Annotated in this window: 20 protein-coding genes and 1 pseudogene; 10 read left to right on the top strand and 11 right to left on the bottom strand. The window is 66.0% G+C overall.

Annotated elements, in window-relative coordinates; all coding sequences use genetic code 11:
• Nucleotides 1-7 precede the first annotated feature (7 nt).
• Complete coding sequence (thsA, locus tag FXF75_RS01185) at nt 8-1,687, top strand: thermosome subunit alpha (protein WP_163521038.1); 1,680 nt, start codon at nt 8-10, stop codon at nt 1,685-1,687.
• A gap of 287 nt (nt 1,688-1,974) precedes the next feature.
• Here thsA and FXF75_RS01180 read toward each other — a convergent pair whose 3' ends face one another.
• Nucleotides 1,975-2,628 carry a helix-turn-helix domain-containing protein gene (locus FXF75_RS01180; protein WP_163519747.1) on the bottom strand — a complete coding sequence of 218 codons (654 nt, stop codon included), beginning with the start codon at nt 2,626-2,628 and terminating at the stop codon, nt 1,975-1,977.
• A 69-nt stretch (nt 2,629-2,697) separates the two neighbouring features.
• A complete protein-coding gene (lrp, locus tag FXF75_RS01175) occupies nt 2,698-3,162 on the bottom strand; it encodes an HTH-type transcriptional regulator Lrp (RefSeq protein WP_163519746.1) in 465 nt (154 codons plus the stop codon).
• Nucleotides 3,163-3,287: 125 nt separating this feature from the next.
• Between lrp and glnA the strand changes: the two genes are divergently transcribed.
• Nucleotides 3,288-4,658, top strand: a complete 1,371-nt coding sequence (glnA, locus tag FXF75_RS01170) for a type I glutamate--ammonia ligase (RefSeq protein ID WP_163519745.1) — start codon at nt 3,288-3,290, stop codon at nt 4,656-4,658.
• 14 nt (nt 4,659-4,672) lie between these two features.
• On the opposite strand, the gene FXF75_RS01165 is transcribed toward glnA, so the two are convergent.
• The 3 genes from FXF75_RS01165 to FXF75_RS01155 all read right to left on the bottom strand — a co-directional run bounded on the left by FXF75_RS01165 (nt 4,673) and on the right by FXF75_RS01155 (nt 8,086).
• Entirely contained in the window at nt 4,673-5,500 is an 828-nt protein-coding gene (locus FXF75_RS01165; protein WP_163519744.1) for a phosphatase PAP2 family protein, read from the bottom strand.
• A gap of 162 nt (nt 5,501-5,662) precedes the next feature.
• The gene (locus FXF75_RS01160) at nt 5,663-6,904 is read right to left on the bottom strand and encodes a YhjD/YihY/BrkB family envelope integrity protein (protein ID WP_309221733.1); all 1,242 of its coding nucleotides are present in this window, start codon (nt 6,902-6,904) and stop codon (nt 5,663-5,665) included.
• 72 nt (nt 6,905-6,976) lie between these two features.
• On the bottom strand, nt 6,977-8,086 hold the full coding sequence (locus FXF75_RS01155) for a tRNA (guanine(26)-N(2))-dimethyltransferase (protein ID WP_163519742.1): 1,110 nt from the start codon (nt 8,084-8,086) through the stop codon (nt 6,977-6,979).
• A gap of 391 nt (nt 8,087-8,477) precedes the next feature.
• On the opposite strand from FXF75_RS01155, the gene FXF75_RS01150 reads away from it, so the two are divergent.
• Nucleotides 8,478-8,825: a hypothetical protein gene (locus FXF75_RS01150; RefSeq protein ID WP_163521036.1), complete on the top strand. Its 348-nt coding sequence runs from the start codon at nt 8,478-8,480 to the stop codon at nt 8,823-8,825.
• Between the two features lie 40 nt (nt 8,826-8,865).
• Here FXF75_RS01150 and hisH read toward each other — a convergent pair.
• Nucleotides 8,866-9,530: pseudogene (hisH, locus tag FXF75_RS01145) on the bottom strand (imidazole glycerol phosphate synthase subunit HisH).
• Between the two features lie 264 nt (nt 9,531-9,794).
• On the opposite strand from hisH, the gene FXF75_RS01140 reads away from it, so the two are divergent.
• The 5 genes from FXF75_RS01140 (at nt 9,795) to FXF75_RS01120 (ending at nt 14,976) form a co-directional block, all read left to right on the top strand.
• Complete coding sequence (locus FXF75_RS01140; RefSeq protein WP_240334474.1) at nt 9,795-10,751, top strand: PhnD/SsuA/transferrin family substrate-binding protein; 957 nt, start codon at nt 9,795-9,797, stop codon at nt 10,749-10,751.
• A gap of 41 nt (nt 10,752-10,792) precedes the next feature.
• Entirely contained in the window at nt 10,793-11,581 is a 789-nt protein-coding gene (gene phnC, locus FXF75_RS01135; RefSeq protein ID WP_163519740.1) for a phosphonate ABC transporter ATP-binding protein, read from the top strand.
• A complete protein-coding gene (gene phnE / locus FXF75_RS01130) occupies nt 11,574-12,572 on the top strand; it encodes a phosphonate ABC transporter, permease protein PhnE (RefSeq protein WP_163519739.1) in 999 nt (332 codons plus the stop codon). Before phnC ends, phnE begins: the two co-directional genes overlap by 8 nt.
• Nucleotides 12,573-12,772: 200 nt before the next feature.
• Nucleotides 12,773-14,596, top strand: coding sequence for a PQQ-binding-like beta-propeller repeat protein (locus FXF75_RS01125; protein ID WP_163519738.1), 1,824 nt, complete (start codon nt 12,773-12,775; stop codon nt 14,594-14,596).
• A gap of 14 nt (nt 14,597-14,610) precedes the next feature.
• The gene (locus FXF75_RS01120) at nt 14,611-14,976 is read left to right on the top strand and encodes a hypothetical protein (RefSeq protein ID WP_163519737.1); all 366 of its coding nucleotides are present in this window, start codon (nt 14,611-14,613) and stop codon (nt 14,974-14,976) included.
• Here the strand turns inward: FXF75_RS01120 and FXF75_RS01115 are convergent.
• The 4 genes from FXF75_RS01115 to FXF75_RS01100 form a co-directional block, all read right to left on the bottom strand.
• Complete coding sequence (locus FXF75_RS01115; RefSeq protein WP_163519736.1) at nt 14,973-15,212, bottom strand: hypothetical protein; 240 nt, start codon at nt 15,210-15,212, stop codon at nt 14,973-14,975. The genes FXF75_RS01120 and FXF75_RS01115 overlap by 4 nt on opposite strands.
• 98 nt (nt 15,213-15,310) lie before the next feature.
• On the bottom strand, nt 15,311-15,901 hold the full coding sequence (locus FXF75_RS01110) for a uracil-DNA glycosylase family protein (RefSeq protein WP_163519735.1): 591 nt from the start codon (nt 15,899-15,901) through the stop codon (nt 15,311-15,313).
• Nucleotides 15,902-15,925: 24 nt separating this feature from the next.
• Nucleotides 15,926-16,492, bottom strand: coding sequence for a DUF99 family protein (locus FXF75_RS01105; protein ID WP_163519734.1), 567 nt, complete (start codon nt 16,490-16,492; stop codon nt 15,926-15,928).
• 114 nt (nt 16,493-16,606) lie between these two features.
• Nucleotides 16,607-16,795 carry a DUF5786 family protein gene (locus tag FXF75_RS01100; RefSeq protein WP_163521034.1) on the bottom strand — a complete coding sequence of 63 codons (189 nt, stop codon included), beginning with the start codon at nt 16,793-16,795 and terminating at the stop codon, nt 16,607-16,609.
• A gap of 83 nt (nt 16,796-16,878) precedes the next feature.
• Between FXF75_RS01100 and FXF75_RS01095 the strand changes: the two genes are divergently transcribed.
• Both FXF75_RS01095 and FXF75_RS01090 read left to right on the top strand, forming a co-directional pair.
• A complete protein-coding gene (locus FXF75_RS01095) occupies nt 16,879-17,490 on the top strand; it encodes an MBL fold metallo-hydrolase (protein WP_163519733.1) in 612 nt (203 codons plus the stop codon).
• Nucleotides 17,491-17,553: 63 nt separating this feature from the next.
• Nucleotides 17,554-17,859: a MazG nucleotide pyrophosphohydrolase domain-containing protein gene (locus FXF75_RS01090; protein WP_163519732.1), complete on the top strand. Its 306-nt coding sequence runs from the start codon at nt 17,554-17,556 to the stop codon at nt 17,857-17,859.
• 164 nt (nt 17,860-18,023) lie between these two features.
• Here FXF75_RS01090 and FXF75_RS01085 read toward each other — a convergent pair whose 3' ends face one another.
• Nucleotides 18,024-18,173, bottom strand: coding sequence for a 50S ribosomal protein L40e (locus FXF75_RS01085; RefSeq protein ID WP_163519731.1), 150 nt, complete (start codon nt 18,171-18,173; stop codon nt 18,024-18,026).
• Between the last annotated feature and the right edge of the window lie 96 nt (nt 18,174-18,269).

Below are 18,269 nucleotides of genomic sequence, written 5' to 3'. Positions count from 1 at the left end.
ACAACGAATGGGCAACCAGCCGATGATTGTACTTTCCGAGGACAGCCAGCGCACCTCCGGAAAGGACGCGCAGTCGATGAACATCACCGCAGGGACCGCCGTCGCCGAGGCCGTTCGGACGACACTCGGTCCGAAAGGCATGGACAAGATGCTCGTGGACTCCACGGGCGAGGTCGTCGTCACGAACGACGGCGTCACCATCCTCAAGGAGATGGACATCGAGCACCCCGCGGCCAACATGGTCGTGGAAGTCTCCGAGACGCAGGAGAACGAGGTCGGCGACGGCACGACCAGCGCGGTCGTCGTCGCCGGTGAACTTCTCGAGAAGGCCGAGGACCTCCTCGAACAGGACATCCACGCGACCACGCTCGCGCAGGGGTACCGACAGGCCTCCGAGAAGGCCAAGGAACTCCTCACCGAGAAGGCCATCGACGTGGACGCCGACGACACCGAGACGCTCGAGAAGATAGCGTCCACCGCGATGACCGGCAAAGGCGCGGAGAACGCCAAGGGCCTGCTCTCGGAACTCGTCGTGCGCGCCGTCCAGAGCGTCGCCGACGAGGACGGCATCGACACCGACAACGTCAAAGTCGAGACCGTCGTCGGCGGTTCCATCGACCAGTCCGAACTCGTCGAGGGCGTCATCGTGGACAAGGAGCGCGTCCACGAGAACATGCCCTACTTCGTCGAGGACGCCAACGTCGCCCTGCTCGACACCGCCCTCGAGATTCAGGAGACCGAAATCGACGCCGAAGTCAACGTCACGGACCCCGACCAGCTCCAGCAGTTCCTCGACCAAGAAGAGGAGCAGCTTCGCGAGATGGTCGACAAGCTCGAAGCCGTCGGCGCCGACGTCGTCTTCGTGGACGGCGGCATCGACGACATGGCCCAGCACTTCCTCGCGGAAGCGGGCATCATCGCGGTCCGCCGCGCCAAGTCCGACGACATGGACAAGCTCGCCCGCGCGACCGGCGCGAGCGTCGTCAGCAACGTCGACGACATCGAGGAGTCGGACCTCGGCTTCGCCGGTAGCGTCGCTCAGAAGGACGTCGGCGGCGACCAGCGCATCTTCGTCGAGGACGTCGAAGAGGCCAAGTCCGTGAGCCTCATCCTCCGCGGCGGCACCGAACACGTCGTGGACGAGGTCGAGCGCGCCATCGAGGACAGCCTCGGCGTGGTCCGCGTCACCCTGGAGGACGGCAAGGTCGTCCCCGGCGGCGGCGCGCCCGAGACCGAACTCGCGCTCGAACTCCGCAACTACGCCGACTCCGTCGGCGGCCGCGAGCAGCTCGCGGTCGAGGCGTTCGCGGACACGCTCGAAGTCATCCCGCGCACCCTCGCCGAGAACGCGGGTCTCGACCCCATCGACAGCCTCGTTGACCTCCGCAGTCAGCACGACGCCGGTAACTTCGCCTCCGGTCTCGACGCCTACACCGGCGACATCGTGAACATGGAGGAAGACGGCGTGGTCGAGCCGCTCCGCGTCAAGACCCAGGCCATCGAGTCCGCCACCGAGGCGGCCGTCATGCTCCTCCGCATCGACGACGTCATCGCCGCGGGCGACCTGAAAGGCGGTCAGGTCGACGGCGACGACGGCGGCGACGGCGGCGCGCCCGGCGGTGCCGGCGGCATGGGCGGCGGCATGGGCGGCATGGGCGGCATGGGCGGTATGGGCGGCGCAATGTGACGTAGGCCACGACCCTACCTTCACTGCCCGTTCGACTGCCCGGCCGCATCGGCCCACTCCCGTTCGAATCGCGCGGTGTCGTTCGACACTGTGCCACGACGTCCGGTATTCTCCGTTTTTCTCGCGGTTTCGCGCGTAAATCGTGAGTCCTGCGTTCGACGAGCGTTCAACGGCTTCGAGTCGAGAGGCGTGACTGCTTCGAGTAGCAACGGCGATTTCCGTGACGACGACGGCTGTATCGCTCACGGTCGCCGTTTCTCGTGACCCGAGACGTCGGAGCGTAGCGCTCAGAAGTCGCTCAGGAGCGTGTTCGAGACGAGTTTCGAGATGCCCCGGCGGAGGCGCTCGGAGGCAGACTGGCCGCTAATGTCGAGTTCGTCGCCCAGTTCCTCCAGTGCCGTCTCGCGGGGAACCTCGAAGTAACCCACGCGCTCGGCCGTTATCAGCGCGTCTCGCTGTTCGGAACTCAGACCGAACTCGTCTTCGAGTTCCGACTCGCCCGGCGTGTAGAGCCGGTGGAGTCGGAAGTCCACGGCCTTGTCGGCACAGGTGTTGCGCATCTCCACCACCGAATCGCGGTCGGGGAATCGAACTCGCCGTTGCCAGCCGTCGGCCGACGCCGTGGCGGCTATCGGCGACGCACCGAGGTCGTGGTAGACGGGATAGATAGCACAGACGTGGTCGTAGTCGAGTCGCACGCGATAGAGTTTCCGACCGGCCAGTTCCTCGATGACCGCACTTTCGAGAACCGTCTCGTCGCGTTCGAGTCCCGCCTCCAACCGCTCGAGGTCGCCACCGAACGCCCAGAATATCATCACGGGCGCGTCGAACTCGGTCGCCATCTGGTGTTCGAGTTCGACGGTCACGTTAGTGGCTTCGTCGAGAGCGTCGGCCAACGCGAGTTCCGAAGACCTGAGGGAGAACTCCGCGATGAGACTCATTAGGAACTACCTACTCTCGATTGCTTGAAAGCCTATCGGTCCTAAATCAAGCAAATAATGTCTCGTGGCCTAGTCACTTCCGTCGATATCTAGGTCGAACTGCTCGTGCTCGCTGGCGGCGTTGAGGACGACGCTGGTGTTGCTCTCCTTGATATCGGGGTCGTTCAGCAGGGTCTTGATACCGCGATTCATCCCGTCAGTGTCGGTGAACTTCCCGACCGCGATGATGTCGTAGTCGCCCGTCACCTCGTAGACGCTAATCATCTGGTCGTGATTCTGGAGGCTCTCTGTCACGTCTTCCAGCGCGTTCCCCTCGACCTTGAGTTGGAGGATGGCGGTCACGTCGTACCCGAGGGCGTCGTAGTCCACTTTGGGCGTGTAGCCGTCGATGACGCCCTCGTCTTCGAGGTCCTGTAGGTGGTTCGAGACGGTCGTCACCGACACGTCGAGGTCCTCTGCCAGACTCCGGAGACTGGCCCGACCGTCGCCCAATAGCGCGTTCACCAACTTCGCGTCGAGATTTTCGTACGTCATTACGCTTCCAAACGGGACCCGTCCTTTAGAATTTTACGAATATCCAATTCTAGGCCGGAAAGTCAGAATTGAGCCAATCGGTAAGGTTTTAATAGTACACGTAGTGGTGTAGAATGCCAACAAAAATGACGGATGGACAAGTTGCGGCCAGCAAAGAGGCGGGGTTGACGGACGCCGAGCAAGACGTACTCGAACAAATCGAGGAGGAGAACGTCGACTTCGTTCGCCTCCAGTTCACGGACATCACGGGGACGGTCAAGAACGTCAGCGTCCCGGCCTCGCAGGTCGAGAAGGCCTTCGAGGAGGGAATCTGGTTCGACGGCTCCTCCATCGAGGGGTTCGTCCGAATTCAGGAGAGCGACATGCGTCTCGAACCGGACCCCGAGACGTTCGCCGTCCTGCCATGGCGTTCGGACGGTGACACCGCGAGCGCTCGACTCATCTGCGACGTGGTGAACACCGACGGAACGCCCTTCGAGGGCGGCCCGCGTCAGGTACTCAAGAGCGTCCTCGCGGAGGCCGAGGAGATGGGCTACTCGGTCAGCATCGGTCCGGAACCCGAGTTCTTCCTGTTCCAGAAGGACGAGGACGGCCGGGCGACGACCGTTCCCCACGACTCGGGCGGCTACTTCGACCTCGCGCCGAAGGACCTCGCGAGCGACGTGCGCCGCGAAATCATCTTCACGCTGGAGCAGATGGGCTTCGAGGTCGAGGCCAGCCACCACGAGGTGGCCGACGGCCAGCACGAGATTAACTTCAAGTACGACGACGCGCTGTCGGCCGCGGACAACATCGCGACCTTCCGCGCGGTCGTCCGCGCCGTCGCCGAGCAGAACGACATCCACGCCACGTTCATGCCCAAGCCCATCAGCGCCATCAACGGGTCGGGCATGCACAGCCACATCAGCCTCTTCGACGACGAGGGCAACGCCTTCGCCGACGAGGACGACGAGTTCAACCTGAGCGAGACCGCCTACAAGTTCATGGGCGGCGTCCTGAACCACGCGGAGGCGTTCACCGCCGTCACGAACCCGACGGTCAACTCCTACAAGCGCCTCGTCCCCGGTTACGAGGCACCCGTCTACGTCGCGTGGAGCGACGTGAACCGCTCGGCGCTCATCCGCGTCCCGGACGCCGCGGGCGCGAGTTCCCGGTTCGAGATTCGGAGTCCCGACCCGTCGTGTAATCCCTACCTCGCGCTCGCCGTGGTCATCAAGGCCGGACTCGAAGGCATCGAGAACGACGCCGACCCCGGCGACCCGGTCCGCGAGGACATCTACGAGTTCGACGACGCCAAACTCGACGAGTACGGTATCACCACGCTCCCCGGTAGCCTCGACAGGGCTATCGACGCGCTCGAAGAGGACGAAGTCGTCCGAGAGGCCCTCGGCGAACACGTCACCGAGAAGTTCGTGGAGGCCAAGCGCGCCGACTACGCCGACTACAAGACCCACGTCTCGGCGTGGGAGAAAGAGAAGTACCTCGAGAAGTTCTGAGTCGGCCTCCCAGTTCAGGTCACTGTCGCCGACTCCTCTTTTCGCACGCGCTCGACCGCCAGCGGGAGCGCCACGATTCCCGCGGGAACTAGCAGATTCAGGCCGAAGAGTGCCGGGAGCGACAGTTCGAGCGCGTTCCCGGCGTAGCCGAGCGCACCCAGTACGGCGAGTCCTGCGAACGCGGCGAGCGGTCGTACCGACGCCTCCGACGGTATCTCGAACACCGTCCACGCCGCGCCCGCACCGAGGACGCCCGCGAGCGCAGCGGTCGCGTCCGGCGTGAGTCCGTTCGTCAGAAGCGCGGCCGCCGCGAAGACGCCCGCGACGGCGAAGGCCCGTCTCGGTCGCCAGTCGCTGACGCCGACGAGCGCCGCCACGTACGCGAGTCCCACGCCGACGCCGACGACCACGTCCACGGCGTAGTGGACCCCGATGACGACCCGGGAGAGGGAGACGACCGCGACTACGACCGCGGCGACCGCCGTGCGACTGCGTCGAGTACGTCGGTCGAGAGCGAGCGCGAGGAGAGCGAACGCCACCGTCGCGGAGAGGGCGTGACCGCTCGGAAAGCCGTAGCCGGTCGCGCGAGCGACGCGGAGGGTCGCCGGTGGGCGCGGGAGCGCGAAGAGACCCTTCAGCGCGAGCGTCAGCGAGGACGCGCCGAGGACGCCCGCGAGCGCGACCGCCCCGCGTCGTCGGTCGCCGAACCAGTAGCACAGTGCGACCGCGGCGAGCAAGACGCCGACGTCGCCGACGTTCGTGAGCAGGCCGAACAGTTCGCGGACCGCCGGCGGGAGGTGACGGTCGAACGCGACCGCGACGCCGATGCTGCGACCGGTCATCGACTGGGGGTAAGACCGGCGGCAGGTATACCTTTCGACCGAGTGTTACCGATACTGTCTCCGACCGGAAGGTATCGATGCGGTCACCGACCGGAAGGTATCGATGCGGTCACCGACTGGAAGGTATCGATACGGTCTACGACCGGAGGGTGTCGAGACGGCCTACGACCGGAAGTTGCCGATACGGTCGCTGATGCGACTGGGGAGGGTCAGCACGCCGACGCCGAACCCGAGCATCACCATCAGCGCGTAGAGTCCGAGCGTCGAGAGCCAGACGACGCCCATGGCGAAGATGGCCCAGAACTCCTCCAGCCAGAAGAACGCGCCGAGAGTCATGAGCGTCCCGTACAGCAACACGAGATACGGCCCCCAACCGCGGGCGTGGCCCCGGCGCAGTCGCTTGCGGACGTACTGCTTCAGTTCGGACTCGACTTCCGGCTTCTCGACCGTGCGCGATTCGATGTCCTCTTCGAACGATTCCACGTCTGCTCGCAACTCCCGCAACTCGTCGCGGAGTTCCACGATGTCGGGAGCGGATTCGTCGTCGTCGGTCATGTATTGGGAGAGTAGTTCCTGCTTGCGTTCGATGCGCCGTTCCTCCGGGTCTTTGGTTCGCTCGGCGTAGCTTCCGCGATTGGCGAGGACGACGTTGACGACGCCGCCGAGCAACACCAGAATGCTGGCGAAGTACAGCCACGTCACCAGCAGGAGAGCGGTCCCGAGAAACTGGGAGGGGCCGGTCGAAGAGGCCGCCGCGTAGACGCGGAACAGCACCTGCAGTATCGTCCACCCGACCGTCGCCAGCACGGCCCCGGGGAGCGCCTCCCGAATCGACACGTCTGCGTCGGGGAAGACGACGTACACCGGGAGGAACACCGGCACCAGCGCCACCAACTGGACGACCGTCGCCACGACGCCGACGAACGGGAACTGCGGGAACAGCGCGGTCGCCGCGCCCGCCAGCACGAGGATGACGACACCGACCCCGATGGCGGCCAGCACGAGAAGAGCGTCCTTGACTTGGTCCGCGATTCCCGTCTTGGCGTCGGTCGTGTAGATGGCCGAGAACGCCTCGTCGAAGCCCCGGAACACCTTGATTGCGCTCCAAATCAGCACCACGAGACCGATTATGGTCGTCCCGCCGCGTCCGGTCGGGTCGGTGATGAACTGCCGTAGCTCCGACTGCCCCGTCGCCGTCAGCAGTCCCGACGCCTGATTGACGACCTGCGTCGCGAACTGGTCGCCGGCCACGAACGAGACGACGATGAAGGCCAGCAGTAGCAGGGGGATGAGCGAGACGAACGAGTAGTAGGCGGTACTCGCCGCCAAGAAGGTAATCTCCTGCGCGCGCGCCTCCTCGATGACCGAGCGACCGGCGTTCAGAGCGTTTCCGAGACTGGGCACGCGACTCATTTCGCCAACGAGATACAAATATTCATTGGCAATACGCCGGGTATTCGGTTCGGAAACGCGGAGTTACGACTCGCGTGTCGCCTCGCGTATCGCTTCGACGGTCGCCGGCGTCTTGAACGTGGTTCCGCCGTAGTGAGTCCGGGACGTCTCGTAGCCCGCGTCCCGGAGGTCGCCGAGGAACTCGTCCATGGCCGGGGCCGCCCGGCCCCACTCCTTGCAGAGGCGGTGCTGGTCGTAGTGGGTCGGTTCGTGGAGTTCACCTTCGAGGGTGTCGAGCAGGCGCTCGACCTTGCTCTCGGTCCCCATCGAGTCGTCCAACTCCTCGCGGACCGCGGCGACGAAGTCGGCGTCGTGGGTCGGACCGAGCCACAGCGGCCCGGCCGTCAGCGTGCGCTCGCTTCCGCACTCCGGGCACGTCTCGATGGGGTCGGCGAGGAGACCGAACTCGTGCTCGCGGTAGAGGCAGTCCTCGCAGTGGTAGACGTGGCCCAACTCGTCGATGGCGGCGTTGGCGTCGCTGGCGCTGTGGTCGAGTTCGAGGTAGGTCCGGACGTAGTGGCTCGTGGCGTGGGTGAGAATCGGCGTCACGCCCGCGTCGTAGCGCGCGGCGGTCCGGGCCATCGCCGACAGCAGGACGCGGACGCCCATCTCGGCGTGGTAGTCGGTGTTTCGCGGGACCGCGCCGTACTTCCGGACGCCGCTGTGGAAGTGCGCCCCGCAGAGCGGTGCGGTGTCGGTCGCAGTGACGCAGACGAGGTCGCGGGTGTTGGCGAACGCGGCGTCCGCGAACGGAATCGGCGTCCCGAAGGGGTCGATGTCCACCACGTCGAACACCTCCTCGTGCATCAGGGCGTTGGCGTCGCGCTGGACGACTTCGCCGTCGAGGTCGTTGCGTTCCAGATTCCGCTCGCAGAGTTCGACGGCGTCGGGGTCGATGTCCGCGAGGGTGGCGTTCCAGCCGTCGGCGGCGGCGCGGACGCCGCGGATGCCGCTGGCGGCCATCGCGTCGAGGTAGTACTCGGCGCGCTGCTCGCGGTCCCGGTAGGCCCGGAGCGTGGCCACGGTCAGGTCGCGGTTCAGCTCCTGAACCGGGTTGAAGAACACCTCGTCGCCGATTCCCTCGTCGGCCTGTTCGGGGACCTCGACCTCGACTCCGCCTTCGCTGACGCGCATACCGCCACTCGTCGCTCCCCGGCGAAAAGCCAACCGATGCAGAACCACCTTTTTCTCGTCGGGTGTCCTCGCGCCTGCGGCGCTGTGGGCACCCTCCTCGAAAAATCTGCACCGGCAGAGACAAGCTCTGACGAGCCTTCGTTCGCGTCGTTCACGAAGAGACCAAAAAGCCGCTCGCTCCCTTCGGTCGCTCGCGGTGCAGTCACTAGTTCTCCCGGTGGCCGCTCCGGTTCGGCCCTCCCTCGGGTAGACTGGCGGTCCCCGCCCGACTCCGGACGACCGCGCGACCGGAACCTGTTTAGGCCCGCCCTCCAAACCCCTCTGGCGTGTTCCCGGCCGACGCCACCCGACGCTCCTCGCCGCCCGTCGCTGCCCGGAGGCGGTGGTACTCGTGAACGAGGTCGAGGAGTGGCAAGAGGACCTCGAAGCGGCGGGCGAACTCACGCCCGGCGTGACCAACCACATCCTGTCGGTCCACGACGACAGGGGCGCGCAGGCCATCGAGGCCGTCTCGGAGGGCCGAATCAAAGAGTACCGGGACTTCACGGTCGTCGTCGGTCACGACGACGAGTACATCGTTGAGGGTCGCGGCTGTGGCTGTCGGGACAGCGAATACAACCTCGACCCCGAGGACCCGACCGACCTCTGTTGGCACGTCATCGCCGTCGCAATCGCGCGCCGCGTGGACGAGGTAGACGACCACGATATGTGGTACTCGGAGGTCCGGGACTTCCTGTAACGCTGGAAAGCGAGTCCGAGTCGGAGGGAGACGGCGGGCGTTACTCCCGGCAGATGTCTACGAAGTTACGGAGGATTCGGAGACCGGTCTCGCCGCTCTTCTCCGGGTGGAACTGAGTGCCGAAGACGTGCCCGAGTCGTCGGCGACGATGGCGGGGAACGCTCGCCCGTAGTCGGTCGTCGCGACGACCGCGTCCTCGTCGTCGGGCACCGCGTAGTAGGAGTGGACGAAGTAGGCGTACTTCCCGTCGATACCGTCCACGAGAGAGTGGTCGCGCTGTACGTCGAGTTGGTTCCAGCCCATGTGGGGGACTTTCTGGCCCTCGGCGAACCTGACGTTCGTTCCGGGAATCAGGTCGAGACCGCGGACGTCCCCTTCTCCGGCGTGTTCGGCCTCCTCGCTCGACGTGAGCAACATCTGCATCCCGAGACAGATGCCGAACACGGGCGTCCCGCTCTCGGCGACGTCGAGGAGGGCCTCGCGGTACGGCCCGGCGTTCTCGACGCCCTCGCGGAACGCGCCCACGCCGGGGAGGACGACGCCGTCTGCCGATTCGAAGCGCTCCGGGTCGTCGCTGGTCTCGACGTCCGCGCCCGCCCGCTCCAGTCCGCGGGTGACGCTCCGCAGGTTGCCGAGTCCGTAATCGACGACGACGACCGACGCCGCGTCTCCGCGCTCCTGCGTGCGCGTACGCTGACTACTCATATTCGAACGTGGGGCTGGCGCAGGCAAGTCGCTTTCCCTTGTGGCAGGAACTCCCTCGACCGCGCGCGGCGTTCGGTTGCCGACGATTGGGACGATTTAGCCATCTGTCGCCTTTCTACGGCCCGAATGGAGGTGAAGTATATAGCAAAAATAGGAAGACTTAACCGACGTGTGTCTGACGAATAATACGATTCGGTCATGGCAAACCGACGAAAATTCCTCAAGACGACTGGCGTAATCGGGACAGTTGGACTCGCGGGTTGTATGGGTGGTGGCGGCTCGGACGAAGGGACCACCACGACCGCCTCGGACACCACCGAGGGTGGCGAGAGCGACGCGACGGAGACGACCACGGAAGCGAAGCTGGACTTCCAGAACGGCGAGGTTAACTTCAACGTCTCTCCGGCCGTCGCTCAGGAACGACTCCAAGCGCAGTATCAGCCCATCAAGGAGCACCTCCAGAACGAGTTCGACGTCCCCGCGAAACTCAAGTTGGCGAACAACTACAGCGCCGTCATTCAGGCGCTTGGCGCTGGCACGTCGGACATGGCCGAGACCGGTCCGTTCTCGGCCGCGCTGGGCGTCGAGGCGGGAAAGGCCGAAATCGCGCTCCAGCGGAAGGGGTACGGTAGCTGGGAGTACAAGAGCATCATCGTCGCGGCCGACGAGGTGGACGTGAGCAACCTCGACGAGATGAAGACGTACGTCGAGAACAACGACACGACCATCGCGTTCGCCGACCGACTCTCGGCGAGTGGCTGTCTGTTCCCGCTGTACGACCTGAAGAAGGCCGGTATCAACATCGGCGACCTGCCCGAGGGCGGCGGCAGTAACGCCTCGTTCACGCCGAACTTCTCCAGCCACACCGGCGCGTACGAGACGCTCAAGAACGGACAGGCCGACTTCGCCGGAGTCGGCGGGTTCGTCCCCGGCCTACAGGACAACTTCGACAAGAACGCGACCATCATCAAGGAGCACACGGGCCTGCCCCGCGCGCCCATCGTCGTGAGTCCCAAGCTGACCGAGGAAGAGAAGACGGCGCTCGTCGAGGCCTTCACGAGTGCTCCCGACAAGATTTACCTCGGAAAGGACGGCAAGAAGGACACCGACGACGACCTCTGGTTCAACGGCGTTCGGAAGGTCAGTTCCGACAAGTATCAGCCGGTCATCGACGCCGCCAAAGAACTCGGCGTCGGCACGGACTACTTCAAAACGTCCTGAAATAAATAGATAAATAAACCGTTACACTCGTTTTTTCACCGATGCCAGCAGTCTCACTCGATAACGTAACTAAGGTCTACGGGAGGGACACGGTCGCCTTGGAGGACATCAGCTTCGAGATTCCCGAAGGCGAGTTCGTGGTTCTCCTCGGTCCGTCGGGGGCGGGCAAGTCCACCATGCTACGCGTCCTCAACGGATTGACACAACCAACCGAGGGCGAGGTCATCATCAACGAGAAACCGGTCGGCGGGGAGCGGAGCGAGGTCGGCATGGTCTTCCAGATGCACTACCTCATCGAGAGCATGAGCGCGTTCAGAAACGCGCTCACCGGCGCGCTCTCCCGGTCGAACTTCGCACAGAGCGCGCTCACCATGTACCCGGACGAGGACAAACGCGCCGCACTGGAGGCGCTGGACACGGTCGGCCTGCTCGACGAGGCCGGACAGCGCGCCGGGTCGATGAGCGGCGGGCAGAAACAGCGCGTCGGCATCGCCCGGGCGCTGGTGCAGGACCCCGACCTGCTGCTCGCCGACGAACCGGTGTCGAGTCTCGACCCGAAGGCCGCGAAGGACGTGATGCGGTACATGAAGGAGGCGGCCAAAGAGCGCAACCTGACGACCGTCGCCAGCCTCCACCAAGTCAACATCGCCCGCGAGTTCGGCGACCGATTCCTCGGCGTCCGAGACGGCGAACTCATCTTCGACGGCGACCGCGAGGACCTCACGATGGACGTCGTGGACCAGATTTACTACGGCGACGACGAGGCGGCCAAGGAGAGAGCGGAGAATCTCGCCACCACGGCACCCGAGCGAGGTGAGGACGATGAGTAGTTCCCGAATCGACGAGACGCTGCAGGTGCTGGAGCGACGCCGACGCATCCGACAGTTGTTCGCCGTGGCCATGCTGGCGGTCGTCCTCGCGGCGACGTACTTCGGTCTCGACTTCATCGGCTTCGACCCGAAGGAACTCTGGGCGCAGGTGCCCCAAGAAATAGAGTTCATCAAGAGCTTCGTGCCGCCGAACTTCGTGGACTTCACCATCTACACCGAGCAGAACAACATCACCGGGCTGAAGGCGATTCCGGCCAGTTTCCGGAACTTCGGTCAGCCCATCGTCGAGAGCGTGACGAGCGACAGCGCGTCGCTGGTGCGACTCAGCATGGTGACCATCGTTCTCGGGTTCACCGGCACGGTACTGGGCTTCCCGCTCGCGCTGTTCTTCGGCGTGCTCGGGTCCGAACAGGTCACGCCGTTCCCGTTCAACTTCATCTTCCGCGGCGCGATGAGCGCGATTCGGGCGATTCCGGCGCTGGTCTGGATTCTCATCTACGTGCCGCTGGCGGGCATCAACGAGGTCAGCGCAGTGCTGGCCATCGCCACCGACACCGTCGGAAATCTCGGCCGACTGTTCACCGACGAACTCGAAGAAATCGAGGACGGACCCATCGAGGCCATCCAATCGACGGGGGCCTCGCGCCCGCAGGTCATCGGCTTCGGGATGCTGAGTCAGGTCTCGACCTCCTACGTCGCGTGGACGCTCTACATCCTCGAAATCAACACTCGCATCGCCATCAGTCTCGGCGTCGTCGGCGCGGGCGGCATCGGTCGGTACATCCGCCTGCGACAGGACCTGTTCAAGTATCAGAAGGCCGCGGCGGGCATCATCATGGTGTTCGTCATCGTCATCTCGGTGGAACTGCTCTCCTCGCGCATCCGCGCGCGACTCCGCCCGGACGAACACGAGAGCAAGTCCATCCTCGACGCCATCCGGGACCTCGCCGACGGAAGTAAGTGGCTCGGAACCGGCTCGAACCGGCCCTAAACGCTTTTCTCCCGAATCTCCGTTTCTTTTCGACGGGGACCCGCGTCGCAGTCGGCTGACGGGGACGCGCATCTACTCTCCGCTTTCTACCACGTGTTTACACCGCCCATATTTCGCTACTGCGTCGCATTCCAGTGACTGGCGGCTGTCGGGAGCCAAATCACCCAAACGATGAAGGCCGCAGAGCGTCCCCAGCCGATATGGTCTCCCGAGAGACGAGTCGGCGAACGTTCCTCCTCGGTGCAGGCGGACTCGGTGGCGCGAGTCGGTCCGCGGCGGACACCCGTGCGGTCGGTACAACCCGCGTGTCTGCGACGGGGCAACCGGCGGTTGGCGTTCCCGGTATCGACACCGACCACCGAGTTCGGTGGACGTTCGAGACCGACGCGGCGGCGACAGTCTACCCCCCGGTCAGGACCCGAGAAGCGCTCGTCACGCTCGTCCGGAGCAGGTCCGACGGGGAGTCGCAGTACGAGGTGTGCGCCCTCGACGCCGAAACGGGACAGACTCGCTGGCGACGCGAGTTGGACGGCCGCTCGACGTTTCCGAAGGCCGCCGACGGACTGGTGTACGTCGTGGACGGCGAGCGACTGCGGGCGCTCGACGCCAACGACGGCAGCGACCGGTGGCGAGTCGCCACGGGCAACCTCGATTACCGGAACGTCGTGGTCGGCGACGGCGCGGTCGTCACCGCCGCCGACGGACGCGTGACCGCCACCGACGCCGCCCAAGGCGGTGAGTTGTGGACGACCGAACTCGACGGCGAGGACCGACTCGCCGGTCCGTTGCTGGACGACGAGCGCGTCTACCTCGGCGGGACGGGCGGCTACTACGCGCTCGGCCGGGAGGACGGTCGTCAGCGGTGGGTCGCCCGGACGCCCGAGGAAGAGCGGACGTGGGCCGCCGAAGTGCGGGACGGCCTGCTGGTCGGGTGGTCCGACGAAGCGGTCTACGGACTCCGAGTCGGCGACGGAACCAGACGCTGGCGGACACCCCACGAGCGACTCCCGCCTCACCCCGCGATGGGCACCGTCACCGCCGACACCGTCTTCGTCTGGGGACAGTCGCTGGCCGCGATAGACGTCAGAACCGGCGAGAAGCGGTGGACCTTCGGCGGCGACGGCGACCGAGGCCACGGCGTCGAGACGGACGGAGACGGTGTCTACTTCTCGGTCGGCGACGGGTTGGTCGCGGTCGACGCCGAGTCGGGCCGCGAGCGCTGGCGCGCCGACACCGGAAGCGGGAACAACTACTGGGGGACCGTGCGAGACGGACTCGTCTACGCGGTCGGGAGAACCGGGACCGCCGCCATCGACGCCGGGTCGGGAGACGAACGCTGGAGACTCGACTTCGCGGACGACCGGGGACTCTGGGCCGACGTCGTCGGCGACCTCGCGCTGGTGGCGACCCAGAGCGGGACGCTGTACGCCGTGGACCGACCCTCGCCGCTCGCCACCGCACCGCTGGCCGCGGCCGGGCGATTCGCCACCTCCCCGTCGGGACTCGGACTGTTCGGCCTGCTCGGGGCCGGTCTCCTCGGCGTCGGCTACCGCCGAGCGACGCGCGAGACCCCCGGCAGCGACTCCGGTGCGGAGTTCGGCCGCCTCGACCGACTCGGCGGCGGTCCCGTCACCGAGACGTACCGCGAGCGCGTCCGGACGCCCGACGGGCCGACGCTGGTCGCCGAGACTCGCGTCCGCGACGGCGTGGACACCGAGACCCGGCGGCCGTCGCCGACGCCGTCGAGCGGTGGGCCGACCTCTCCGGGGCGGCCGACGGCGTCCTTCCGATTCGGGAATTCGACGTCGGCCCGGACGGCGACCCGGTTCCGTGGTTCCGGACCCCCTTCGTCGCGGGCGGGTCGCTGGCCGACTCATGGCCGGTCGCGGACCGCGAGCGCGTCGAAGTCGTCTCGGGCGTCGCCCGGGCGCTCCACGCGGCCCACCGCGAGGGCGCGGCACACGGCCGACTCGCGCCCCGGCACGTCTTCCGCGAGGCGTCGGACGAGGGCCAGCGCGACCTGACGACCGCCGGCGACGTGCTGGTCGGCGACTGGTTTCTGGCGGAGGTGTTGGCCGACGACCGAGACGCGGCCGACCCCTACGCGCCGCCCGAACGACTGCAGGGAGACGTGACGTCACGGAAGGCAACCGGAGCGTCGATGCAGGAGACCGACGCGGCGAGCGTCGCGGGTGACGTCTACCGGGTCGGCGCGTTAGCCTACCACCTGCTCACGGGCGCGATTCCGGGGCCGAACCCCGCGACAGCGAGTTCGGCGAACCCCGCGCTCCCCGCCGAACTCGACCCCGTCCTCGACCGGGCGCTCGTGGCCGACCCGGCCGACCGCTACGAGACGGCGCTGGCGTTCGACGACGAGTTCCGGTGGGCCGCGCTGGACCGCTAGCGGCCCCGGACCGCCACGTAGCACGCCGCGACGAGCGGACACGCGACCCCGGAGAGGAAGGTCGTCGCGCCCCACGCGAGGGGTGCGAGCGCCTTGTCGCGCGAACCCGCCGAACTCCGTCGCCAGCGGGCGTCGAGATACACCAACGAAGCGAGGACGAACGGCACGAGGACGGCAGTTGCGACGACTGTGAGCGATTCTGACACCGCGACGAGACCGGGAATCTGGAACGGCATGGGACCCGTTCTTCCGACGGCGGTCCCATTGTTATTCGGCGATTACTGTCGGAGAGCGAGACGAACCACCGGGTCGGAAGCGCGAGACCGCTTGGGGTTCAGAAGTCGCCGAGTTGGGACTGGCCGTTCGAGTCGCCGTCCGCCATCGCGGCGGCCTTGTCGAAGGCGGCGTCGAGCGACTCCTCCTGACTGCGGTCGTAGAAGGTCGCCGCGGGGTGGACGCAGACGAGGACGTCCCGGACAGCGCCGCCGAGGTCCACCTGTTCGACGGTCGCGGCCTCCTTCGTGACGGCCACGTCGCGGTCCAGCAGGTGTTCGCTCGGCACCTTGCCGAGCGTGATTATCACCTCGGGGTCGACCTGCTCTATCTCGGACTCGAGGTACGGCCAACAGTTCTCCAGTTCCTCGACGGTGGGGTCGCGGTTCTCCGGCGGGCGGCACCGCACGCAGTTGGTGATGCGCACGTCCTCGCGGGCCAGTCCCCGTTCGCGGAGTTTGTCGTCCAGAACCGTCCCGCTCCGGCCGACGAACGGTTCGCCCTGCTCGTCCTCCTGTGCGCCCGGTCCCTCGCCGACGAACAGGAGGTCGGCGTCGGCCGGACCGGTGCCGTTGACGATTTGGCTTCTGCTGTCCACGAGTTCGGGACAGCGCGTGCATTCGGTCACTTCGAGACCGTCCATGTCTCCCATGGGTGAGACCACGCGTCTCGAGTATTAAGAATCGGCGGCCTGCCGTCGGAAGTCGTCGCCCGCCCGCGCCGCCAGTCGCGCCACTCGCAGGGGTTCGGGCCGGCCGCCCTCGGGCGTGAACGCCCGCACCGCGTCGCGGGCCTCGCTCGAATCGACGCCGACCGACCGGACGAAGACGGTCTGGTCGTTCACCGCGAGTCGCTCTCGGGGCGGTTGGCGCTCGAAGGCGGCTTTCCGTCGGGCGAGTTCCTCGCCCTCGAACTCGGTCTCCAGCGCCTCGACCAGTCCCGGACTCTCCTCGAACGTCACCGAAATCACGGGGCGGTCGGTCGCCTCCGACACCCGGTGCAGGTCCACGACGTTGTACCACGCCAGCGCGATACCGGCGACGAAGAGGTATCGCACGTCCTCGCGGTCGAGGTCCGAGAAGAGGTCGATAACGGCGTCGGTGGCGTCCGTCCCGCCGACGGTGCAGGACTCGTAGGCGAAGCCGTCGGTGACGCGACTCGCGCGGGTGACAACGCCCGCCAGCGTGCTACGGCGTTCGCGATAGGACTCGGCGATACCCAGCGCGCGGACGCCGGACTTCACGGCTCGTAGGGTCGGTCGTAGTTCCGTCCCGGTCCGAATCCGTCGTCTGATTGTGTCACGTTCGATACACCGTTAGTGGACGACCAGTGCTGAACAGAGTTACGACCGACCCTATCAGGTCTCGCTCTGTCCGTCGTCTTTGATGTCTTGTAGTCGGTCGATGAGTTCGTCGTTCGAGGCACCGATTTCGAAATCGACGCTGCCCTCGTGGGAGTTCTCCTCCGTATCGACGCCGCTGTCGTCGAGGTCGGCGTCGTAGTCCTGATTGTCCTGTTCGGACTCGTCGTAGCTCCCAAAGCCCATGTCTACTAGCATGTTGGCGCTTCGAACACTAAAGTCCCCCGCCGCCCGTCAGCGTTTTGAGGGGAGGTGCCGAACAGCCCGGCATGCACGTTCACAACGTCACCGCCGACGCGGAGACGTTCACCTGTAACGCCTATCTCGTGGAGGGCGACCGGACAGTACTGGTAGACGCCGGGAGCATGTCCGGCGTCACGGACATCGTCGCCGACCGCGTCGAGGACGTGGACGCGGTGGTGTTGACCCACCAGCACGGCGACCACGTCGGCCAACTCGACGCCGTGCTGGACGCCTACGACCCGGAACTGCTCTGTTACGGCGACCACCCGCGCCGAACTCGGAGACTCGACGACGGCGACACCGTCCGCATCGGCGACGAGGAGTTCGAGGCGGTCTACTCGCCCGGTCACGCCGACGACCACCTCGCGTTCGTCAGTGACTCGACGCTCTTCAGCGGCGACGTGGTGGTGTACAACGACGGCGCGTTCGACGACGGGAGCTTCGGCCGGACGGACTCGGCCGGTCAGTCCCGCGAGCGCGAAATCGAGAGCATCCGGGAAATTCTGAACCGGATGCCCGAGGGCGTCGAGAACATGTACGCGGGCCACGGCGACGAGTTCCACGGAGACGTACGCGAGGTAATCGAGCGCGCGCTGGAGCGCGCCGAGCGCCGCGAACCGAAGTATCCCGAGGAGTAGCGGTCGCCGACGAGTAACCGACAATCGTTTTACCCTTCGACGTCCGGGTCTCAGTTGCGACAGATGAAAGCCCAAGAGAGAGTCGCCGAGTTCTTCGCGGAACACGACATGGAGGGCGAACCGGCCTATCAGATTCTGGACCTCGCCTCGGAGGTCGGCGAACTCGCCAAGGACGTCAACGACTCGACCGACTACGGCGCGTCGCCCGAGGCGTTGGACGTGAAGACCGACGAACTCGGCGACGTGCTGTTCTCCCTACTCGCGGTCGCCGAGTCGCTCGACGTGGACGCCGACGAGGCGCTGGACGAGGCGCTGGCGAAGTACCGGTCGCGAATCGAGGAGACGGGCGATCCCGGTTCCGGAGAGTAACGCCGGACTCGCCACGTCGCCGTCGCTGTCTCAGTCGGAAGCGTAGAGACCGCCGACAAGCGGTCGCGTGTCGCAACTGCGAAAGAGCGACGCGACTGCTCGGGCGACGCCGCGCGAAAGAAGACGGACCGTAGGACGGAGTAACGGGACGCCGGAGTGACGATTCAGGCGTTCCGCGGTTCCTTGCTCTTCGGTCGGAGGTTGCCGTAGCCGCACTTCCGGCAGTTGTCGGCGTTCTTGGGGTTGCGAGCGTTACACCGCATGCAAATCGTCTTGTCGAGGGTTCGCGCTGTCGCTTTCTCGAAGCTAGCCATACCGACGCGTTGGCCGTCATCGCATTTAAGTCTTGCAGAGTGAGACGGACCGACGGTCGGTCGCGGGCGGCGACAAGCCATAACTTCGCGTCCGGT

Source organism: Halorussus sp. MSC15.2 (genome assembly GCF_010747475.1).
Classification (GTDB): domain Archaea; phylum Halobacteriota; class Halobacteria; order Halobacteriales; family Haladaptataceae; genus Halorussus.
Note: the sequence above shows the minus strand (reverse complement) of the source record. Positions and strands in the feature narration are given on the sequence as shown.